Below are 18,329 nucleotides of genomic sequence, written 5' to 3'. Positions count from 1 at the left end.
CAGGCTGACCAAGGCGCTTGAGATTTTCTAGTTATTGGCAGCAATAGGCTGGTCAATCAGGTTGGCATCCAGCACATTTGTGCCGCTAATCCCATTATTGGTGATAACTAATCCGCCGGTATTGAATCCTCCTGATCCTCCATACGTTTTGGTGCCAGTCTTTGGAGAAATATAGAGCGTATCACCAAATTGCACAATTCCTCCCGTTACATTGACAACTTGTACTGGGCCTATAATTGCCGGCATGGTAAACATCCTTTTCTATTAAACTGTAAAATAATATATGACACTAGCGCATTTCATGTTCATGGCCAAATGGCAAAAGCTGGCGTATATGCATGATCCTTGCCTCCAGGGAAATATCTTTCGAATTTCCTACATGTAAAATAGATGAGTTTGTAACTCCTATCACATCCAGACCTTTTACCTTTATAACCGGATTAAAATGATGGAACCTATAAGTGATATCTTCTGTGATAGGCGGCAGCGGAATCGGTTTTACAATGGCCCTAAAATCCGGAAGATTTCCTTCATTCCCGTAGAAGATCTCGGCTTCTCTTTGAACGGCAAGCGCCCGGGAAAATCCGTTGACAATTTGGGAATCGCCGATTTGCAAGATAGAAGAATAAGACATAATGGTTACATTGATGTGATCAACTTTAGATAGTCTCCCCAACATAACCAGAAGTCACATCCGGTGCCAATGGAACAAAAGGTCCAATGATTAATGATTCAGGAGGAGTGTCAAAAGCTGATGCCAATTGGATCGTTTCCGTGTCACCGATCATCACCATTGATGAACTGGCAACACCGGTAATTTTTATATTCCCTACACAAATCTCCCGATTATAGACTTCAAAGTTCATCCGGTTTCATTCCTTTCACGTTCTCAGGTAAATTACTTAAAAATGCCATTACACCATTTTGAATTTCCTGTTTTAAAAGTTCAATAATTTGATCGTCAGCGGCAGAACTGTCTATCGTGTGATCTTTTGCAATGGTTTTAAGGTGTTCATCGATTCTGTTTGGCAGCTGTTTCATAATATCCTCTTTTATAAAGTTTAAGTATGACCCATTCGGCTGCATCGCCAGCCGTTCCTGGGTTTCCTCAATAATTCGGGGTAAATCTGTTTCGAGATACTGATAAATGGCTTCTTCAATTTTCATGGATCGCTGCATTTGCATTTTGGGTGAAACGGGACCGGTGAAGGATTGATTTTGGACAGAGAAATCTTCGATTCCCGATAGATCATTCGGATTTAGACCAATGCTTAATGTGCCTTCAAGGGTTTCAACTTTTAATTGATCGAAATTATATTCAATTTTGTCCACATGGATCGTTTTTTGCTCACTTATTCGCTTCATTTCCTCTCTCATCTTGAAGATAGCCTGCTCTAACGAGGCGATTTTATTTTCCTGGGCTTGAATTAAGTTTTGCATCCATTGCAGATATTGGTAAATATCCTGATACATTTGAAATCACTCCATCGCATCCCCGTAATTGATACCATGGATATTATATTCGTACTTATGCAAAATCAGTCCTATTTTAAATGTTACATTATCTTACCGGGGCCTGGATCGGTACGGAAGGCGCCATCATATGGGAAGTAGGCATTTCACCATGGAGTTCACCAGGTTTAATCGCCTCAGGCGCCGGTTTAATAAACCCTCCTGTATCCGCCAAATAGGCTGCTGGTTTAATAATGCCTGCACTGCCAATTTGCAGGACAGAAGAATTCGTTAATCCGCCAATTTTCATGAAATTGATGTGAATTGTCTGCTGGATATAAAAATTCATTTTATATCCTCCATTCATTACATATTAAAGGAATTTGCCTGGTCAATACTGTCCGGGTCAAATGTATTGGTTGTACTTAATCGATTGTTAACGTCTAACCGCTCGCCTGTATTAAAAGAACCGGCTCCGGAAAAAGTCTTTGCTGCCGCAAATGGCATAATTTTATAGACATCTCCAATATGGAAAACAGAACTGTTCCCAAGTGTAATGACCTGCGCAACTCCAACAATCGCTGGCATGGGCAACATCCTTTTTCTTTTTTTTCTTACAACCTATCTTATGTCTGGGCGGATTAAATGTGCTATATTTGCCTAAATAATTTGTGAGTTTGTTCAGTTTCCTTTATTCTTAAAATATAGGGTAAAAATGCGAGGTGATGAAAATGAAATTTGTAACAGTAGTTTACAACCAAGAAACGCATGTTGGCTTGATGGATGCGAAATGTCAAAAGGTACTTTTATTAAATGAAGTAGAACAGGAAAGAACCGGAATCAAAAAAATCCCTGATTCACTCGTGGAGTGTATTGCTATGGGAGAAGGCTTTATCCGGCAGGCGAAAGAATTAAAAGATTGGGTAGAAACAAACGGAAGGGCAGCAAGCTTGTACAAACCACTCAATAAAGTAACATTGCTCGCTCCAATACCTCGGCCTGGTAAGAACATTTTTTGTATCGGAAAAAATTATCGGGAGCATGCAATTGAGCTTGGCAGTGAGGCTGATGTTCCTGAACATATTATGGTATTTACAAAAGCGCCGACAACCGTCATTGGACCAAATGAAGTCGTTTTAAGTCATCGAGAGGTGACCAGTCAGCTGGATTATGAAGGTGAACTGGCTGTTGTTATTGGGAAAAGGGGCCGGGCGATTAAACGAGAGGAAGCACTTGATTATGTATTCGGCTATACGATTATTAATGATGTCACAGCAAGGGACTTGCAATCAAGGCATAAACAATTTTTTATTGGAAAAAGTCTTGATACAACCTGCCCAATGGGCCCGTGGATAGTTGATAAAAGTGAAATTGATAACCCCAATCATTTAAATATTGAAACAAGAGTCAATGGGGAGGTCAGACAAAGCTCCAATACGGAAAAATTTATCTTCCCTATTGAAGAAATCATTTCGGTTTTATCTGCGGGAATGACACTGGAGCCGGGAGATATCATATCAACAGGTACTCCAGCAGGTGTCGGAAAAGGGATGAAACCACCGAAATTTTTGCGTCCTGGTGACAAGGTGGAAGTTACAATCGAAAAAATCGGAACACTTGTCAATAGGATCGGAGATGAATAGGAAAATCGTCCTTATTAACCTTTTCTTAGAATTTTAAAGTTATCTATGATATGATAGGCTTAAATTTGAGGATCGCAGGAGGCAATTTCATGATTCATGCTCACGTTACAGCATGGACTATCGCTCTTATTTTATTTGTTATCGCGCTATTTTTGCAAAAAGGCGGGAAACAAAAAGGAGCTAAAATCGTCCAAATGATTTTAAGGGTCTTTTATTTGATTATTATTGCAACCGGTATCGGCCTTTTGTCCATGGTAACCAATATCAGTGTTTGGTATATTTTAAAAGCAGTTGTTGGGCTTTGGATTATTGGGCTGTTTGAAATGATCTTAAGCCGGGTCATCAATAAAAGAAGAACATCTGTGTTTTGGTTTCAGTTTGTTGTGGCATGGGTGCTCGTTTTATACTTGGGTTTTGTAAAATTACCAATGTCAATTTTCCACCCATAAAAAGGAAAAGGCCGTCTCACACGGCTTTTTTCCCTTTTAAGAAATCAATTTCTCAATGACTAAACGTTTGCCTGTATTCAGTGTGAATTCGAAGCGGTCATTGACTTTTTCGTAGTAGCAGAAATGATGCTGGACATTGCAAATTTGCTCCTGATTGTCAAAAACGATAAAGTTAACACCATCTTTCCGGTATTCATCGGATAGAAAGGATAAATGATTGTAACAGTAAATACAATCGTAAATGGAAAAGTTTAAAGAGTTTAATGTGGTAATAAACTGGACAAAGGCATCATCATTAATCCCATCTAACAGCCTTTCAAGGGAATAAACTAAATGTTTTCTAATTCTCACTTTATCATGGTCACGCATCATGGTGATTTCATTGCCAACATAGATTTTCCCAGGTTCATACAAGATTCCTTTTTTCCAACGATTCATGCGGAAAATTTCGATTTCCTGCTGCAGATAATCTTCAAGCATCTGTGCTTCTTCTGTTTCCTCATCAAAGAATATCCACTGATCATGAATTTGTTCAACTGTACCTTCTGTATAGGCTCTTTTTTGAATATCATATAGATGGATTCGTTGTTGTCGATTCATTGTAAACCTCCGTGCCAGATGCATTCATTTTTCTTTTTAGACATCTTCCAAAAATTTTATAACCTAATAAGGTTAAAAAATTATGTATTGTGGAGTCGTATAAATTTTTCAAGGACAATTAACCAATTTTATTGGGCTGAATACAATACACAACATGAAAGAAGGGCATTATGCTTTTTTACGAAAGGAGCACGGATTCATGTGTGGCATATCAGGCTGGATTGATTTTCATAAAGATCTTAGAAAAGAAACTGCAGTAATGAGTCATATGGCAAATACACTGTCAAAAAGAGGCCCTGATGAAACAAATATTTGGACAGATTTACATGCAGGATTTGGTCATAAGCGGCTTATTGTAGTTGACCCGGCTGGTGGGAGACAGCCCATGACAAGAGAAAAATCAGGTGACCAGTACACCATTTGTTATAATGGCGAGTTGTATAATACTGAAGATATCCGCAAAATTCTCCTTACTAAAGGTTATTCCTTTAATGGTCATTCTGACACTGAAGTTCTGTTAAATGCCTATATAGAATGGGCGGAAGAATGTGTCAATCATTTAAATGGCATCTATGCCTTTGCGGTGTGGGATAGTAGGCGAGAGCAGCTGTTTATCGGGCGGGACCGCTTAGGAGTAAAGCCGCTCTTTTTCAAAGAGCACGGGCAAGGGATATTATTTGCTTCTGAAATAAAGGCCATCCTTGCTCATCCGGAGGTAAAAACGGAAATAGACGATGAAGGACTTGCCCAAGTATTTGGTTTAGGTCCTTCTAGATCACCGGGATCCGGTGTGTTTAAAGGCATAAAAGAGCTGAGACCTGCTCATGCACTGACATGCTCAAGAAACGGTTTAAAGATTTGGCGCTATTGGAATGTGAAAAGTGAAGAACACACAGAAAACGTAGATGAAACCGCAGAGCATATCCGTTTTCTTGTTCATGACGCGGTAAAAAGGCAGCTTGTTTCCGATGTTCCGTTATGTACCTTTTTATCTGGAGGCTTGGATTCAAGCATTATCACGGCAATTGCGGCGAATGGCTTTGAGGAGCAAAACAAAGGACAGCTTCATACGTACTCGATCGATTATGAAGGAAACAGGCAGTACTTTACATCTAATGAATTCCAACCAGATGCAGATGAAAAATATATTAAACTGATGAAAGACAAATTTGCTACTGTTCATCATAACAAGACGATTTCACAGCAGCAGCTGGCAAATGAGCTGATCGAAGCTGTACATGTAAGGGATTTGCCCGGTATGGCAGATGTGGATTCTTCACTTCTATGGTTTTGTAAAGAAATTAAACAAGATTTTGTCGTTAGTTTATCTGGGGAATGTGCAGATGAAATTTTTGGTGGGTATCCATGGTTTCACCGCAAGCAGGATTTAGAGAGAGAAGGATTTCCATGGATGCGCTCGACAGCAGAGCGGCAAAACTTATTAAAACCGCATTGGCAAAAACGACTTAACTTGCATGAGTTCAGCTTAGCACAGTATCAAGAAACGATTACGGAAACACCGAAATTAGATGGCGAAAGCATCGAAGAATCCAAGCGTAGAGAATTATTCTATCTTAATATGATTTGGTTTATGACCACCTTGCTGGACCGTAAAGACCGGATGAGCATGGGGGCAAGCCTCGAGGTTCGGGTTCCGTTTGCTGATCATCGTCTTGTTGAATATGTTTGGAATATCCCATGGGAAATGAAAATGTACCGTGGTAGGGAAAAAGGACTTCTTAGAAAAGCATTTGAGGGCATCTTACCTGAGGAAGTTTTATATCGAAAGAAGAGTCCCTATCCGAAAACACATAATCCGGAGTATACAAAGCTTGTTCAATCAAGGATGAGGAATATTTTGCAGGATCGATCGTCTGCACTGCATGAATTCTTTCAAAAGGAACAACTCGTGGCAATGGTTGAATCCGGCGGAGCCTCGTTCAAGGAGCCATGGTTTGGCCAACTGATGACGGGTCCACAATTATTGGCATACTTTGTACAGCTTCACACATGGTTTAAGGATTACAATATTAATATTGTACAGTAAGCTGTGGCCAGTTATTGATAAAGACCCATCGAGGCAGCATCCGGGGCCTTTTAAGCCCCATATGCTGCATTTTTACCCGTTTACAATGGTTCCGCCATTTACATGAATCATTTGCCCGCTGATATAGGAAGAGTCCTCAGAAGCGAGAAAAACATAGCTTGGTGCCAGTTCATAAGGCTGGCCAGCACGGCCCATTTCTGTATCTGAGCCGAAGACGGCTACCTGATCAGCAGAAAAAGTCGAAGGAATTAATGGAGTCCAAATGGGTCCCGGAGCTACACCATTCACACGGATCCCGAGTGGTGCCAAAGATTTTGCCAGCGACCGGGTAAAAGTAACAATCGCTCCTTTTGTTGCCGAGTAATCTAATAATAATTCATTTCCTTCATAAGCCGTAATAGAAGCCGTATTGATGATGGCAGCTCCTTTTTTTAAATAAGGCAGAGACATTTTTGTCATGTAAAAGTAGGAGAAAATATTGGTACGAAATGTTCTTTCGAGCTGTACTGCCGTAATATTCGACAAACTGTTTTGCGGATGCTGTTCTGCGGCATTATTAACGAGTATATCGAGCTTTCCCCATTCATCAATGGTCTTTTGAACGGTCTGTTTGCAGAAATCCTCATAGCCGATATCCCCGGCAAAAAGCAGGCATTTCCTTCCTTCTGCTTCAATCAGCTGTTTCGTTTCATTGGCATCTTGATGTTCATTAAGATAGACAATCGCTACGTCTGCCCCTTCTTTGGCAAAGCAGATGGCAACCGCCTTGCCAATTCCGCTGTCGCCTCCTGTAATGATGGCCGTCTTTCCGTTTAATTTTCCAGCTGCTTTATAATTCGGACTATAGGCAACCGGCTTCGGATTCATTTCACTTTCCACGCCAGGCTGATGGTTCTGATGCTGCGGTGGAAAAGTTTGTTTTTTGTTACTACTCATATAAAGTACCTCCAAGTGATCAATACACTTGTTAGTGTTAGAAAAAAACGCAAAATTATAATGAATTTCTAAGATAAGCGCAAGCGCCTTGATCAGCCTGCCTGCTTCTCCGAATAATCCTCTTTGTAGGCATGTGACGAGCTGAACATAAGCCTCTTCGAATAAGCTATGGCGCAGGAGCAAGGCATGCGACGAGCTGAACATAAGCTTCTTTGAATAAGCTATGGCGCAGGAGCACATATCGAGGGGCTAGGCGCTGAGCTGGACAATTCTCGAAGTCAAAATTTATCTTTATATAAAAAAGGTGATAAAGAAAACGTCCTTATCACCTTTCCATTTATCTGTAATTAATAAATTGAACATGAATGCTGAGGTCAGCTTCACGAACTAAGGAAATAATTTTTTGTAAATCAACGCGGCTTTTCCCGCTGACACGGATCTGATCATCTTGCACCTGACTTTTCACCTTTAAGCCGCTGTTTTTAATGATGGTATTAATTTTTTTCGCGTTTTCTTTGTCGATTCCCTGAACAAGTTTGGCCCGCTGCCGCACAGTCCCGCCGGAAGCTTTTTCAATTTTTCCGTAGTCAAGATTTTTAATAGGAACTCCGCGCTTGATCAGTTTTCCGAGTAACACATCTTTCAGCTGATCCAGTTTAAATTCATCGTCAGATATAAGAACAAGTTCTTCTTTATCAAGAGAAACCTCGCTCTTACTGCCTTTAAAATCATAACGTGTACTGATTTCTTTCATTGTCTGGGTAATGGCATTTGTAACTTCAGAAAAATCCACTTTGGATACAATATCAAATGAACTATCTTTAGACATCTAGGCAACCTCCCGTATTTCTACTACTAAAGTTTCCCTTTACGCCTACATTATAGTAAAATATAGCGATTTTTAAAACCCTGGTTTTGTTAGGAGGTTTATTCATGTATTTGTACTTCTTCCGTTTCGCTTTCTAAGTAAAGCACCTTTGCTTTTTCATCATAAGAAATGAGTTCAGCATATCTTCCCCAATCAATTAATATATCTAATTGATGTTCAGCTTCTTCCGCACCAAAATGCTTCTCGAAAATTTCCACAAAAAATTCCCGCTCCATTTTATTGTTGGATTTAGATTGCAAAATCCATACGATTTTTTCAATAATCGGAACATTCTTTAATAACTGCTCTTTAAATAATATTTTGCGGTCAAGTACGCTTGCGTCTGCAAATTGATGTCCAATTTCCGTTAAATCTATATCCCCTTGATGAATGGTTGCGAACTGAAGCAATTGAGCAGCTTCGACAATTGGAAGGAAGTCTTCAAGGTCAAGGCTTAATTGATCTGCTAGTTTATATAGGTCAAGCTTCTTACCAAGATCATCGACCAATTCGATGAAGCCAGTGAGAGCCCCCGCTGGAACTTCTTGTACTTTTTCCAGTTTCTTTTTCTCCACTTCTTCCACATCAAAGGATTTTAGTTCACGCTTCGTCAAAATAGAATAAATTCGGTCCACAAGCGATGTAAATTTAGGCTCTTGCTTATCTCGCCAATGTGGCATTGTAATTGGAATATCAGAAATCACACGAGCAGGGTCCCTTGATAAAACAATGGCTCGATCTGACATATAGACAGCTTCCTCGATGCTGTGTGTAACTGAGATAATGCTCTTTGTAGGAATTTTTTTCTCTGTCCATAATTCAAGTAAATCACGTTTTAAGTTTTCCGCAGTTAAAACGTCAAGGGCGGAAAAAGGTTCATCCATCAGAAGAATGTCCGGTTCCATAACAAGTGCACGCCCAATTCCTACACGTTGGCGCATACCTCCGGAAAGCTCTTTCGGATAAGCCCCTTCAAAACCATCCAAACCAATCATATCGATAACAGAAAGGGCTTTTCTCATCTTTTCTTCTTCTCTTAATGGCTTGTTCTCAAGACCAAGTTTTACATTTTCAATCACTGTAAGCCATGGGAATAGAGCGAATGACTGGAATACCATTCCAACACCTGGGTTAGTCCCAACTATTCGGCTCCCATTATATAAAACCTCTCCTTGAGAAGGGGAAACGAGCCCCGCAATGATTCTTAAGAGGGTAGATTTCCCCGAACCTGATGGACCGAGAATGGAAACGAACTCTCCTTCTTTAATGTTAATGTTGATGTCTTCAAGTATGGTAACATTGCCTTGAGAAGGCAATTCATACCTTTTGCTAATATTCTTTAATTCAATAAGTGTATTTCCCATGACTCACACCTCAATCCAAATGGTATTTCCTTTGAGCAAGATCATACAGCCTGCGCCATAAGAGCCGATTTACGAACACAACTAATACGCACATCACAATGATCCCCCAAATGATCTCAGGCCAATTTCCTTTTGTTGTGGCTTGAGCAATATACGAACCTAAACCAGAGGCTTGCAACGTACTACTCTTCCAAGAAACAATTTCGGAAACGATACTTGCATTCCATGCCCCGCCACTTGCCGTAATACATCCTGTAATAAGAAAAGGAAAAACGGCGGGGAGGATCAGTGTTTTCCATTTTTGCCTGCGCGAGAGCTTTAATATAGAACTTGCTTCTTTTAAATCAGAGGGAATCGCCATTGCTCCAGCAATAACGTTGAATAGCACATACCATTGAGTACCTAACATCATTAACGGTATGGCGCCAATCTCCATTGATATTTTTAACTTCAGATAAAGAATTGTAATAATAGGGAACGCCATATTGGCTGGAAATGAAGCCAAAATCTGTACAATTGGTTGGGCAATCCTTGAAAGCTTAGGATTCGTGCCGATAAAAACTCCTACAGGCAATGTCCAAATCACTGCTAAAAGCGTTGAAATGAACACACGTAAAGACGTTAATAGGCCTAGAAGAATCGCATTCGTCAACTCCGGCCAACTTAGTTTGGAGACTAAAATAATCCCTTCATAAAGATATTTACAAACAACCGCTGCCACTAAAACGACGAGCAACCATTTGATACTTTTTTTGATTAGACCTGGGATTTCAGGAAAAGCCATCTGTGAACTTTTTTTCGTTAATTCGATCATCCAATCATGTAAAACCCTTCGAAGATTCCGACTAAGGTATTGAACAAATCTCGCTCTTCGTACGATGTTAAATACCCATGAGGTTGGGATTTCGCCAGACTCTGTAAGTTCAATTTTGAATTTTTGACTCCACTCAATAATTGGGCGCCAAAACAATTGATCGACTAAAACAATTAATATAATCATTGCTAGAATTGAATAAATAATCGCTCTTATATTTCCTTGATCAGCAGCTAGTGCCATATATGAGCCAATGCCGGGCAGGTGAATATTTTGATTCAAAACACTAATTGATTCACTGGCTGCAAGGAAGAACCAACCCCCACCAAAAGACATCATGCTATTCCAAACCAAGCCAATCATAGAAAACGGAACTTCTAATTTAGTGAATCGATTCCAAGTACCTAATCGATTCATCTTTGTTGCTTCATCTAATTCCCGCGGAATGGTTTGTAGTGAATGATAGAAGCTAAAGGTCATATTCCAAACCTGTCCGGTAAAAATAGCAAAAATAGATGCACATTCTACACCTAGCAAGCTTCCTGGAAACAACGCCATAAAGGCAAGAACTGTTGCCGATAGAAAGCCCAGAACAGGTACAGATTGTAAAATATCGATAGCAGGAATCATGATTTTTTCAGCCGTTTTGTTATAAGCTGCTATACGGCCATAAACAAATGTAAATATCAAGGATGCTGCAAATGCGATAAACATTCGAAGAAGCGATCTTCCCGCGTAATAAGGAAGCCAAATTGGATTTAAGCTGATCTTAGGCTGCTGAACTGCCGAAAACGGTACTTCCATAGCAGAACCTAATTTAGCTGCTGCATATAAAATGGCTAATAGTAAAAATATGACAATAATATCTGCCCATCCGAATTTACTTTTTTGTTCGATATTTGAAAAATTATTGAGTCGCAAAGTGGCCAGCCCCTCTCGAATAGCAAAATAAAAACTCCAGCAATTTAAGCAGGAGGGTACGGCAGTCCTTCAAAACAAAGGGTTAGGGAAATAGGTTTATACTTCAAGAGAAAAGACCGAAAAAGACACCTAATCCATTGTAAGGAATTTGTACATCCTGCAATGTAAAATCAATAATTTGTGAAACAAAGAAGACATGTGACAACTACTACTGTCCATTTCCAGTTTCCCCTCCTTAATATGTAAATATAACAAGCCCCCAAGAAATCTCGGGGGCCAAAGTTCATAGTCATAATAAACCAATTCCCCCTAGTTCAGTTTTGGCACTATACAACGTAAAGGAAATCCCTTAGCCACATTAAGAAGAGCCTTAATCCGACAATTCCTGTTCTACCCATTGGCATCTCTCGATATTTAAGGGCAGTGGCCTGTGTTTGTATAGGAGCCTCACCTAACGAGGACATATTTATGAATTCAAGTGAATACTAACTCTGGCAAATGAGTTTGTCAATTATTTTTTTAAAAGTTTGGTGTAATGGATAAACTTTATAAAATCTTGTAAAGATTGAGTACAACCATTCGTTATAGTAAAATGTAGCAGTTGAACAACCATCTAAAAAGCTCCAATCAAGAAAAGGAGGAGTTATGAATGGCTTTAAAAGATTATATTGGCCAAACCGTTACGTTGTCGGTTGCACGTCAAGCCCCTTTTGGTTACTTCTTAACAGATGGAGAGGAAGATGTCCTGCTTCATCAAAACGAAGTTCACCGAGAAGTGAATGAAGGAGATGAAATAGAGGTATTTCTATATGTTGATGCTGAAGGGCGGCCTGCAGCCTCTACCATTATTCCTGAAGTGGCTGTCGGACGTTTCGCCTGGGTTAAAGTTGCCGATGTCAATCCGGAAATAGGCGTTTTCCTAAATATCGGTCTGCAGAAGGATATATTATTGGGGGCTGATGACCTGCCGCTCCATAAGAATGTTTGGCCTAAACCTGGCGATTTACTTTATATCACATTAAGAGTAAACCGAAATCATCTCTTATATGCAAAGCTTGCAAACGACAAAGCAATTCAAGAAATTTCTGTAAAAGCAACGAGAAAAGAGTTTAACAAAAATGTACAGGGACATATTTACCGAACAGCAAAAGTTGGCAGCTGGATTTATACGATTGAAGGCTTTAAAGGGTTTATCCATGAATCCCAGCGCAAACAAGAACCTCGTTTGGGCGAAAAAGTGGAAGGGCGCATTATCGATATCAAGGAAGATGGCACCATCAATGTGTCACTATTGGCAAGAAAGCAGGACGCGCAGGATCTAGATGCAGCCAAGATCTATGAGTATTTAATGAGCAGAAACGGCGCTATGCCCTATACGGATAAGAGCATGCCGGAAGATATCATGGAGCGTTTTGATATGAGTAAGGCTGCTTTTAAACGGGCATTAGGGAAATTGATAAAAGAAGGAAAAGTGTATCAGGAAGGCAGCTGGACATACGCCAAGAAAGTTTAAGAAAAGTTGGTACATACTCTTTTTCAAATTAACAGACAATAAGCCTGAATCATTTGAAAGGAGTAGGTTAGATGCCGCAAACAACTGATAACGATAAAAAAGCTCAAGATAATAATGCCTTAAGACATGAGAAAAACATGTTGCGTGAAAAAAACCGCCAGGCCGGGAAATTTCAATACTCAAAGAAAACAGATCATAAATAGAAAAGCACAAGGTGCCTGACACCTCAAAAGAAAAGCAGAAGCTAAAGGGCTTCTGCTTTTTTCGGCATTAGGTAATTTGATCTAGCTCTTGTTGCATTTCTTGGAGTTGCCTTTGCTCTTGTAGCGTGGAATTGGCGTATGCAGATCGTAAAGCATTTTTTGCTTTCGCTACAGCCGATTCGCGGTCGCTTGCATCAGCAGATTTCGCCATTTCAACAAATCTTCTTGCTTCTTGAAACAATTGGTTGCCCATTGTTATATTCCTCCAAGTGAGGATTCGTGGATATTGGCCATTTTTTGAGCTTCCGCTTCCGCATAGGTCATATGATACGGTATGCGTTCTGCATGTTTGTTAACCGAATCCTTTCCTTGTTGGACGAAGCGCTTCGATTTGTTTGATTTACCCATTCGAATCCCTCCAATATGCTAAAAAGCTTAGATTGAAACAGCATAAGCTGCTTCAAAAATAGTATGCCCTAACCTTGTTGCGTTCTCCTAGGGAAACATTGCATCATCATTTAATATTTAGTAAATCTGCTAAATAAACGGCTACCCCATCTTCCTCATTTGTCAACGTAACATCATTGGCGATCGCTTTCAGTTGTTCAATGGCATTTCCCATAGCGATTCCATGGCCTGCAAATTCAATCATTTCCAAATCATTATCTTCATCACCGAAAGCAATGATTCGATCCTGTGGTATTCCGTAATAATCCGCAGCTTTTTTCAAGCCTACCGCTTTATTTAAACCTGCCTTAATAATTTCAATAACATGCCATGGAGCTGCCCAGCTACGCTGCTCAATCATTTCGGCGTGAATTTCGGAAAGATGGCTGCGAATTTTTATCAGCTCATCTTCCTCTGTATGAATGAGAAGACTTGTTGGGGAATCCTTTAAGAATTCCACTAAATTTCCCGTTGTCACTGTTGGACTCCCCAGATTAAAAATATCCAACACTTTTTCATCGTGATAATGGAAATAAACATCATCCAGCACTTCAGCGATAATATTGTGAAACTGAAAACCTCGGCATGCTTCTACAATTTCTTTGGCGATTTTAATATCAAGCGGTTCATGATAAAAGCCAAAGCTTGAATTCAGTGGATGGTGTGTAAAGGCACCGTTAAAATTAACGATAGGTGAATCAAGTGCAAGCTCGCGATAGTACATTTCACTGGAGCGAAAAGGCCTTCCTGTTGCAATCATGACAATATGCCCCGCAAGTCTTGCCTTTTGTAAGATTTCCTTTGTTTTCGGTGAAATAGTTTTATCATCTGTCAACAATGTCCCATCCAAATCAAGAGCAATTAAATGTTTTTCTGTCATAATAGGATCCTTTCTGGTGTTTATTTTTCTCTACCGAAAGCGTTGCTTTAGGAAAAATTTCATCTTCATGATACACTACAATTGTAAAGTGCTTTTGAAATAGAGGTATGTCTATGTTAACAATTTTATATCATAGCTGTAAAAAAATTAACATTAAATAGTTTACATTCATAGATATACTAAGCATAGTACAACTGGTTTGCAGAATTCCTTTGGTTTAAAATAAATAGGGGTGAAAAAAATGAATGAAGAATTAAAAGAAAATATATTAGGCGCCTTAGAACTTGTAATTGACCCGGAACTTGGGGTTGATATTGTAAATTTAGGCTTAGTTTATAATCTTGAAATGGATGATGATGGCAAGCTGACGGTAACAATGACATTAACTGCGATGGGCTGTCCGTTGGCTGGTACGATTGTCGATCAAGTAAAACGGGCGCTTGATGATATTCCGGAAGTTAAGGATGTAGATGTCAATATCGTTTGGAATCCGCCTTGGAACAAAGATATGATGTCCCGCTATGCAAAAATTGCCTTAGGTATACGTTAAAGGAGTGCACCTTACATGAGGAATAAGGTCATTTTAGTCAGCTCCAACCAGCTTGGCAAAGGTGATGAAGTTTTAGGTGAAACCATACTGGAAACCTTTTTTACGATTTTGAAGCAAAGAGAGGAGTTTCCTATTGCTATTTTTTTGCATGAACAGCGGTGTATTAACAACGACTGAAGATTCTCTTGTGTCAGTTCATTTAAAAGAATTACAAGACAAAGGGGTTCCGGTACTTGTTTGCAAAACTTGTGCCGATCATTACGGTATAGAGAATCGGTTATCCGTAGGCAAAATCAGCGGAATGGGTGAATTTATCGAGCTTGCCGCAAAATATGAAGTGCTGACTATTTCATAAAACAGCAGAGGGAGTATCTGCTGTTTTTTTGCAAATTGAACTTCATACCCTTTTCTTGGAGTTGATCTATATGGGGAAAACAATTATTCAAGATAAATTAAACCGGCCGTTGAAGGACTTAAGAATATCCGTTATTGACCGCTGTAATTTCCGCTGCCAATACTGTATGCCGGCAGATCAGTTCGGTCCTGATTTTGAATTTCTGCCCCGTTCTGCTTTATTGACATATGAAGAGATTGAACGTGTTGCAAAGATATTTGTGAAATTAGGAATTGAAAAAATCCGCTTAACCGGTGGAGAACCGCTTTTACGAAAAGATCTTCCGTCTTTAGTCGCCAAGTTAGCAAGTGTCGAAGGATTAAAAGATCTGGCTTTAACCACCAATGGTGTACTATTGAAAAAACTGGCTGGTCAGCTAAAGTCTTCGGGCTTAAAACGGGTGAATGTCAGTCTGGATACGCTTAATGATAAGCTATTCGGTAAAATTAACGGTCGCGGAGTCGGTACCGGCCCTGTTTTAGATGGAATTGCCGCTGCTCAACAGGCTGGTTTGGGTGTAAAGATTAATATGGTGGTCAAAAAAGGGCTTAACGATGGAGAAATTATCTCGATGGCGGAATATTGCAAAACGAATGGCATAGAGCTCCGTTACATTGAATATATGGACGTCGGGTCAACAAATGGCTGGAAAATGGATGATGTCGTTACCAAGAAACAGATTTTTTCCATTCTTAAAGATCGCTTTGAACTCGAACCTGTAAATACAGGGTATTACGGGGAAGTGGCAAAACTATACCGCTACAAAGATACAGATATAAATGTCGGCTTCATTTCCTCTGTATCAGAATCGTTCTGTTCAAGCTGCACAAGGGCGAGACTATCCGCAAATGGTCAAATTTTTACGTGCTTGTTTAACGGAATCGGCCATGACATTCGCAACTTTATGCGTAACGGAGCAACGGACGAACAATTGGAGGAACGGATTACCTCTATTTGGAATGCAAGAATAGATCGTTATTCTGACGAAAGAACAGCTGAAACAAACAAAAATCGTAAAAAAATAGAAATGTCTTATATTGGCGGATAAAAAACAAAGCTCCCATAAACGGTGCTTTGTTTTTCTATCCTAAATCTTGAGCATATGAAAAGGAGCCGGAGAAAAATTGTTTGAAAGAAGACAACCGATACCCGTATCAGAAGCAGTTGCAAAAATAATGGAGCATGACATACATGGTGAAACAGAATGGGTGGCAATAGAAGACAGTTATGGGCGCTTTTTAGCAGAAAATGTAGCAGCAACCTGTGATGTGCCGCATTTCGACCGCTCCCCATACGACGGCTTTGCCATCCGCTCCATCGATACCTTTCATGCTTCTCAAGCAAATCCGGTTGAATTTGAAATCATTGACCATATCGGTGCCGGAATGGTTTCTGATAAAACTGTCCATCAATATCAAGCAGTCCGAATCATGACAGGTGCCATGATGCCGGATGGGGCGGATGCAGTAGCCATGTTTGAAGTGGCCCACACGTATGAAAAGAATGGAAGGCCTTTTATGTCCCTTAAACGTAAGTTTCATAAGGGGGAGAATGTTTCCTTCAGAGCCGAAGATGCAAAAGAAGGAGAAATATTGGTGAAAAGAGGAACGATGATTAATCCTGGGGTACTAGCAGTGCTTGCCGTGTTTGGCTACAAACATGTCCCGGCAGCAAAAAAGCCGGTCGTCGGTCTTTTTGCTATTGGAACAGAATTGTTGGAAGTGGAGGAACCCTTGGTACCGGGTAAGATCCGCAACAGTAATGCCCATATGATTGCCGGACAAATTGTAAGAGCAGGCGGTGCTGTTCAATATTTTGGGAAACTGCCGGATGAATTTGATACATGCTTTGAAGCTATTCAAAATGCTATCAAGAAAGTAGATATTCTCCTTACAACTGGCGGAGTATCTGTCGGAGACTTTGATTATCTTCCGGAAATTTATCAAAAACTAGGTGTAGAAGTGTTGTTTAATAAAGTAGCGATGCGGCCGGGAAGTGTTACGACAGTTGCCTGTGCAAGCGGCAAACTTCTTTTTGGCTTATCAGGGAATCCCTCGGCTTGCTATGTGGGGTTTGAACTGTTTGCACGTCCTATCATTCGCCGGATGCTGTTTTCGGATAAACCTCATTTACGGAAGGAAAAAGCAATTCTTGAAGCTGATTTCCCCAAACCTAACCCGTTTACACGATTTGTTCGAAGTCATGTATTTATTGAGGGCGGCAGATTGAAAACTGTCCCTAGTGGTGTAGATAAATCCAATATTATTATGAGTTTAGCCGGAGCGAATGCTTTAACCATTTTGCCTGGGGGAACAAGAGGATTTACAGCAGGTAGCGAGGTAGAGATCCTTTTGCTTGAAGATCAGTCCGGCAGTGAATGGCCATGGTAAAACCGTTCATTCTCCAGGTTGTAGGTTTTCAAAATAGTGGAAAGACGTCCATGATCCTTAAATTAATCGAATCATTTACAAACATGGGGCTCAAAACCGCCACCATTAAGCATCACGGGCATGGCGGCAAACCGTTAGCTCCGGAGCACAAAGATTCAACGAAGCATTTGTCGGCAGGTGCCGCCGCCTCCATTGTTGAGGGAGATGGAGCTTTAATTTTGCAAGCCGAAAGAAGTTCTTTTTCATTAGAAGATCAAATAAAGCTTCTTGAGTTCATAAATCCTGATGTAATCTTAATAGAAGGATATAAACAGGCAAAATATCCAAAGCTTGTAATAGTTCGAGACCAAAATGACTTATCAATGCTGGATCAGGTTTCGAATTGTTTAGCCGTAGTCTATTGGCATAATAAATTAAAAAATGCATTATTGGATGTTCCTTGTTACTCCATTCATGATGAAACACTGATAAAGAAATGTACTGAATGGCTTAGAGATTGGCAAAATTTTTTAGGAAATAATGTCGAAGAAAATTGTTAAAAATTCCTTTAATGGCCCTTTTCGAAAAGGAAATAATAAGGGTGTAGACGATAAGGAGGGAAAGAAATGGGCCAAAATCATCAGTTTAAACCTGGCAAAAGAGCACCGAATAATGGCGTCTATATTGAAATTGGAGATACGGGAGATAATGTGGTAAATCCGAAAAAAATAAAACTAAAGGCCGGAGACAGATTTCCAGAAACATCTAATGACAGGCGGGTTTGGACATACCAGCGTAAACCATAAAAGGAATAGAAGAAAAGCCATCTTACGGGTGGCTTTTTCTTCATGTAATATTTTACTTCCACAACTGGTTATT

General features: G+C 40.0%; 24 protein-coding genes, 1 pseudogene and 1 riboswitch. Of the genes and pseudogenes, 11 read left to right on the top strand and 14 right to left on the bottom strand.

Features of this window, described 5'->3' with window-relative positions; all coding sequences use genetic code 11:
- Window positions 1-27 precede the first annotated feature (27 nt).
- The 6 genes from BFU02S_RS05860 to BFU02S_RS05835 all read right to left on the bottom strand — a co-directional run bounded on the left by BFU02S_RS05860 (window position 28) and on the right by BFU02S_RS05835 (window position 2,040).
- Entirely contained in the window at window positions 28-246 is a 219-nt protein-coding gene (locus BFU02S_RS05860) for a spore germination protein (RefSeq protein WP_066367849.1), read from the bottom strand.
- A gap of 43 nt (window positions 247-289) precedes the next feature.
- Window positions 290-679 carry a spore germination protein GerPE gene (locus BFU02S_RS05855; RefSeq protein WP_066367845.1) on the bottom strand — a complete coding sequence of 130 codons (390 nt, stop codon included), beginning with the start codon at window positions 677-679 and terminating at the stop codon, window positions 290-292.
- Window positions 660-866: a spore germination protein GerPD gene (locus BFU02S_RS05850; protein ID WP_066367843.1), complete on the bottom strand. Its 207-nt coding sequence runs from the start codon at window positions 864-866 to the stop codon at window positions 660-662. The genes BFU02S_RS05855 and BFU02S_RS05850 overlap by 20 nt, the downstream gene beginning before the upstream one ends.
- Window positions 856-1,473 (bottom strand): spore germination protein GerPC, encoded by a 618-nt coding sequence (gerPC, locus tag BFU02S_RS05845; protein ID WP_066367840.1) that lies wholly within the window; start codon window positions 1,471-1,473, stop codon window positions 856-858. Before gerPC ends, BFU02S_RS05850 begins: the two co-directional genes overlap by 11 nt.
- Window positions 1,474-1,561: 88 nt before the next feature.
- Window positions 1,562-1,801: a spore germination protein GerPB gene (locus tag BFU02S_RS05840; protein ID WP_066367838.1), complete on the bottom strand. Its 240-nt coding sequence runs from the start codon at window positions 1,799-1,801 to the stop codon at window positions 1,562-1,564.
- A gap of 17 nt (window positions 1,802-1,818) precedes the next feature.
- Window positions 1,819-2,040, bottom strand: a complete 222-nt coding sequence (locus BFU02S_RS05835) for a spore germination protein (RefSeq protein ID WP_066367837.1) — start codon at window positions 2,038-2,040, stop codon at window positions 1,819-1,821.
- A gap of 143 nt (window positions 2,041-2,183) precedes the next feature.
- On the opposite strand from BFU02S_RS05835, the gene BFU02S_RS05830 reads away from it, so the two are divergent.
- Both BFU02S_RS05830 and BFU02S_RS05825 read left to right on the top strand, forming a co-directional pair.
- The gene (locus tag BFU02S_RS05830) at window positions 2,184-3,095 is read left to right on the top strand and encodes a fumarylacetoacetate hydrolase family protein (protein WP_066367830.1); all 912 of its coding nucleotides are present in this window, start codon (window positions 2,184-2,186) and stop codon (window positions 3,093-3,095) included.
- Window positions 3,096-3,184: 89 nt separating this feature from the next.
- Window positions 3,185-3,544 carry a YisL family protein gene (locus tag BFU02S_RS05825; RefSeq protein ID WP_066367828.1) on the top strand — a complete coding sequence of 120 codons (360 nt, stop codon included), beginning with the start codon at window positions 3,185-3,187 and terminating at the stop codon, window positions 3,542-3,544.
- 36 nt (window positions 3,545-3,580) lie between these two features.
- Here BFU02S_RS05825 and BFU02S_RS05820 read toward each other — a convergent pair whose 3' ends face one another.
- Window positions 3,581-4,144 (bottom strand): DUF2777 domain-containing protein, encoded by a 564-nt coding sequence (locus BFU02S_RS05820; RefSeq protein ID WP_066367826.1) that lies wholly within the window; start codon window positions 4,142-4,144, stop codon window positions 3,581-3,583.
- Window positions 4,145-4,343: 199 nt separating this feature from the next.
- Here BFU02S_RS05820 and asnB point away from each other — a divergent pair, with 199 nt between their 5' ends.
- Entirely contained in the window at window positions 4,344-6,191 is a 1,848-nt protein-coding gene (gene asnB / locus BFU02S_RS05815; RefSeq protein ID WP_066367825.1) for an asparagine synthase (glutamine-hydrolyzing), read from the top strand.
- A 72-nt stretch (window positions 6,192-6,263) separates the two neighbouring features.
- Here the strand turns inward: asnB and BFU02S_RS05810 are convergent, their stop codons facing one another.
- From BFU02S_RS05810 to BFU02S_RS05795, 4 genes are all read right to left on the bottom strand, one after another.
- Complete coding sequence (locus tag BFU02S_RS05810) at window positions 6,264-7,127, bottom strand: SDR family oxidoreductase (protein WP_066367824.1); 864 nt, start codon at window positions 7,125-7,127, stop codon at window positions 6,264-6,266.
- A 337-nt stretch (window positions 7,128-7,464) separates the two neighbouring features.
- Complete coding sequence (locus BFU02S_RS05805; protein ID WP_066367821.1) at window positions 7,465-7,956, bottom strand: YajQ family cyclic di-GMP-binding protein; 492 nt, start codon at window positions 7,954-7,956, stop codon at window positions 7,465-7,467.
- A gap of 98 nt (window positions 7,957-8,054) precedes the next feature.
- Window positions 8,055-9,359 carry an ABC transporter ATP-binding protein gene (locus BFU02S_RS05800; RefSeq protein WP_066367818.1) on the bottom strand — a complete coding sequence of 435 codons (1,305 nt, stop codon included), beginning with the start codon at window positions 9,357-9,359 and terminating at the stop codon, window positions 8,055-8,057.
- A gap of 10 nt (window positions 9,360-9,369) precedes the next feature.
- On the bottom strand, window positions 9,370-11,094 hold the full coding sequence (locus BFU02S_RS05795; RefSeq protein WP_066367812.1) for an ABC transporter permease: 1,725 nt from the start codon (window positions 11,092-11,094) through the stop codon (window positions 9,370-9,372).
- A 298-nt stretch (window positions 11,095-11,392) separates the two neighbouring features.
- A riboswitch (M-box (ykoK) riboswitch) is annotated at window positions 11,393-11,560 on the bottom strand.
- A 183-nt stretch (window positions 11,561-11,743) separates the two neighbouring features.
- Between BFU02S_RS05795 and BFU02S_RS05790 the strand changes: the two genes are divergently transcribed.
- Together BFU02S_RS05790 and BFU02S_RS16290 are read left to right on the top strand one after the other, a co-directional pair.
- The gene (locus BFU02S_RS05790; protein ID WP_066367810.1) at window positions 11,744-12,607 is read left to right on the top strand and encodes a CvfB family protein; all 864 of its coding nucleotides are present in this window, start codon (window positions 11,744-11,746) and stop codon (window positions 12,605-12,607) included.
- Window positions 12,608-12,678: 71 nt separating this feature from the next.
- Window positions 12,679-12,810, top strand: coding sequence for a DUF3941 domain-containing protein (locus tag BFU02S_RS16290; RefSeq protein ID WP_084361002.1), 132 nt, complete (start codon window positions 12,679-12,681; stop codon window positions 12,808-12,810).
- A 67-nt stretch (window positions 12,811-12,877) separates the two neighbouring features.
- On the opposite strand, the gene BFU02S_RS05785 is transcribed toward BFU02S_RS16290, so the two are convergent.
- The 3 genes from BFU02S_RS05785 to BFU02S_RS05780 form a co-directional block, all read right to left on the bottom strand.
- The gene (locus BFU02S_RS05785; RefSeq protein ID WP_066367808.1) at window positions 12,878-13,063 is read right to left on the bottom strand and encodes a DUF3813 domain-containing protein; all 186 of its coding nucleotides are present in this window, start codon (window positions 13,061-13,063) and stop codon (window positions 12,878-12,880) included.
- 2 nt (window positions 13,064-13,065) lie between these two features.
- The gene (locus BFU02S_RS16980; protein WP_169797576.1) at window positions 13,066-13,218 is read right to left on the bottom strand and encodes a hypothetical protein; all 153 of its coding nucleotides are present in this window, start codon (window positions 13,216-13,218) and stop codon (window positions 13,066-13,068) included.
- 106 nt (window positions 13,219-13,324) lie between these two features.
- A complete protein-coding gene (locus tag BFU02S_RS05780; protein ID WP_066367806.1) occupies window positions 13,325-14,137 on the bottom strand; it encodes a Cof-type HAD-IIB family hydrolase in 813 nt (270 codons plus the stop codon).
- A gap of 241 nt (window positions 14,138-14,378) precedes the next feature.
- On the opposite strand from BFU02S_RS05780, the gene BFU02S_RS05775 reads away from it, so the two are divergent.
- The 6 genes and pseudogenes from BFU02S_RS05775 (at window position 14,379) to BFU02S_RS05750 (ending at window position 18,256) form a co-directional block, all read left to right on the top strand.
- Window positions 14,379-14,687: a metal-sulfur cluster assembly factor gene (locus tag BFU02S_RS05775; protein ID WP_066367804.1), complete on the top strand. Its 309-nt coding sequence runs from the start codon at window positions 14,379-14,381 to the stop codon at window positions 14,685-14,687.
- Window positions 14,688-14,702: 15 nt separating this feature from the next.
- Window positions 14,703-15,042 (top strand): annotated as a pseudogene (locus BFU02S_RS05770) (DsrE family protein).
- A 70-nt stretch (window positions 15,043-15,112) separates the two neighbouring features.
- On the top strand, window positions 15,113-16,129 hold the full coding sequence (gene moaA / locus BFU02S_RS05765; RefSeq protein ID WP_066367802.1) for a GTP 3',8-cyclase MoaA: 1,017 nt from the start codon (window positions 15,113-15,115) through the stop codon (window positions 16,127-16,129).
- Between the two features lie 76 nt (window positions 16,130-16,205).
- Window positions 16,206-17,471, top strand: coding sequence for a molybdopterin molybdotransferase MoeA (locus BFU02S_RS05760; protein ID WP_066367800.1), 1,266 nt, complete (start codon window positions 16,206-16,208; stop codon window positions 17,469-17,471).
- A complete protein-coding gene (mobB, locus tag BFU02S_RS05755; protein WP_235841990.1) occupies window positions 17,465-18,010 on the top strand; it encodes a molybdopterin-guanine dinucleotide biosynthesis protein B in 546 nt (181 codons plus the stop codon). The genes BFU02S_RS05760 and mobB overlap by 7 nt, the downstream gene beginning before the upstream one ends.
- A 66-nt stretch (window positions 18,011-18,076) precedes the next feature.
- Window positions 18,077-18,256, top strand: coding sequence for a YjzC family protein (locus BFU02S_RS05750; RefSeq protein WP_066367796.1), 180 nt, complete (start codon window positions 18,077-18,079; stop codon window positions 18,254-18,256).
- Window positions 18,257-18,329 lie beyond the last annotated feature (73 nt).

It is taken from the genome of Neobacillus fumarioli NBRC 102428 (genome assembly GCF_001591485.1).
GTDB lineage: Bacteria > Bacillota > Bacilli > Bacillales > Cytobacillaceae > Neobacillus > Neobacillus fumarioli.
Note: the sequence above shows the minus strand (reverse complement) of the source record. Positions and strands in the feature narration are given on the sequence as shown.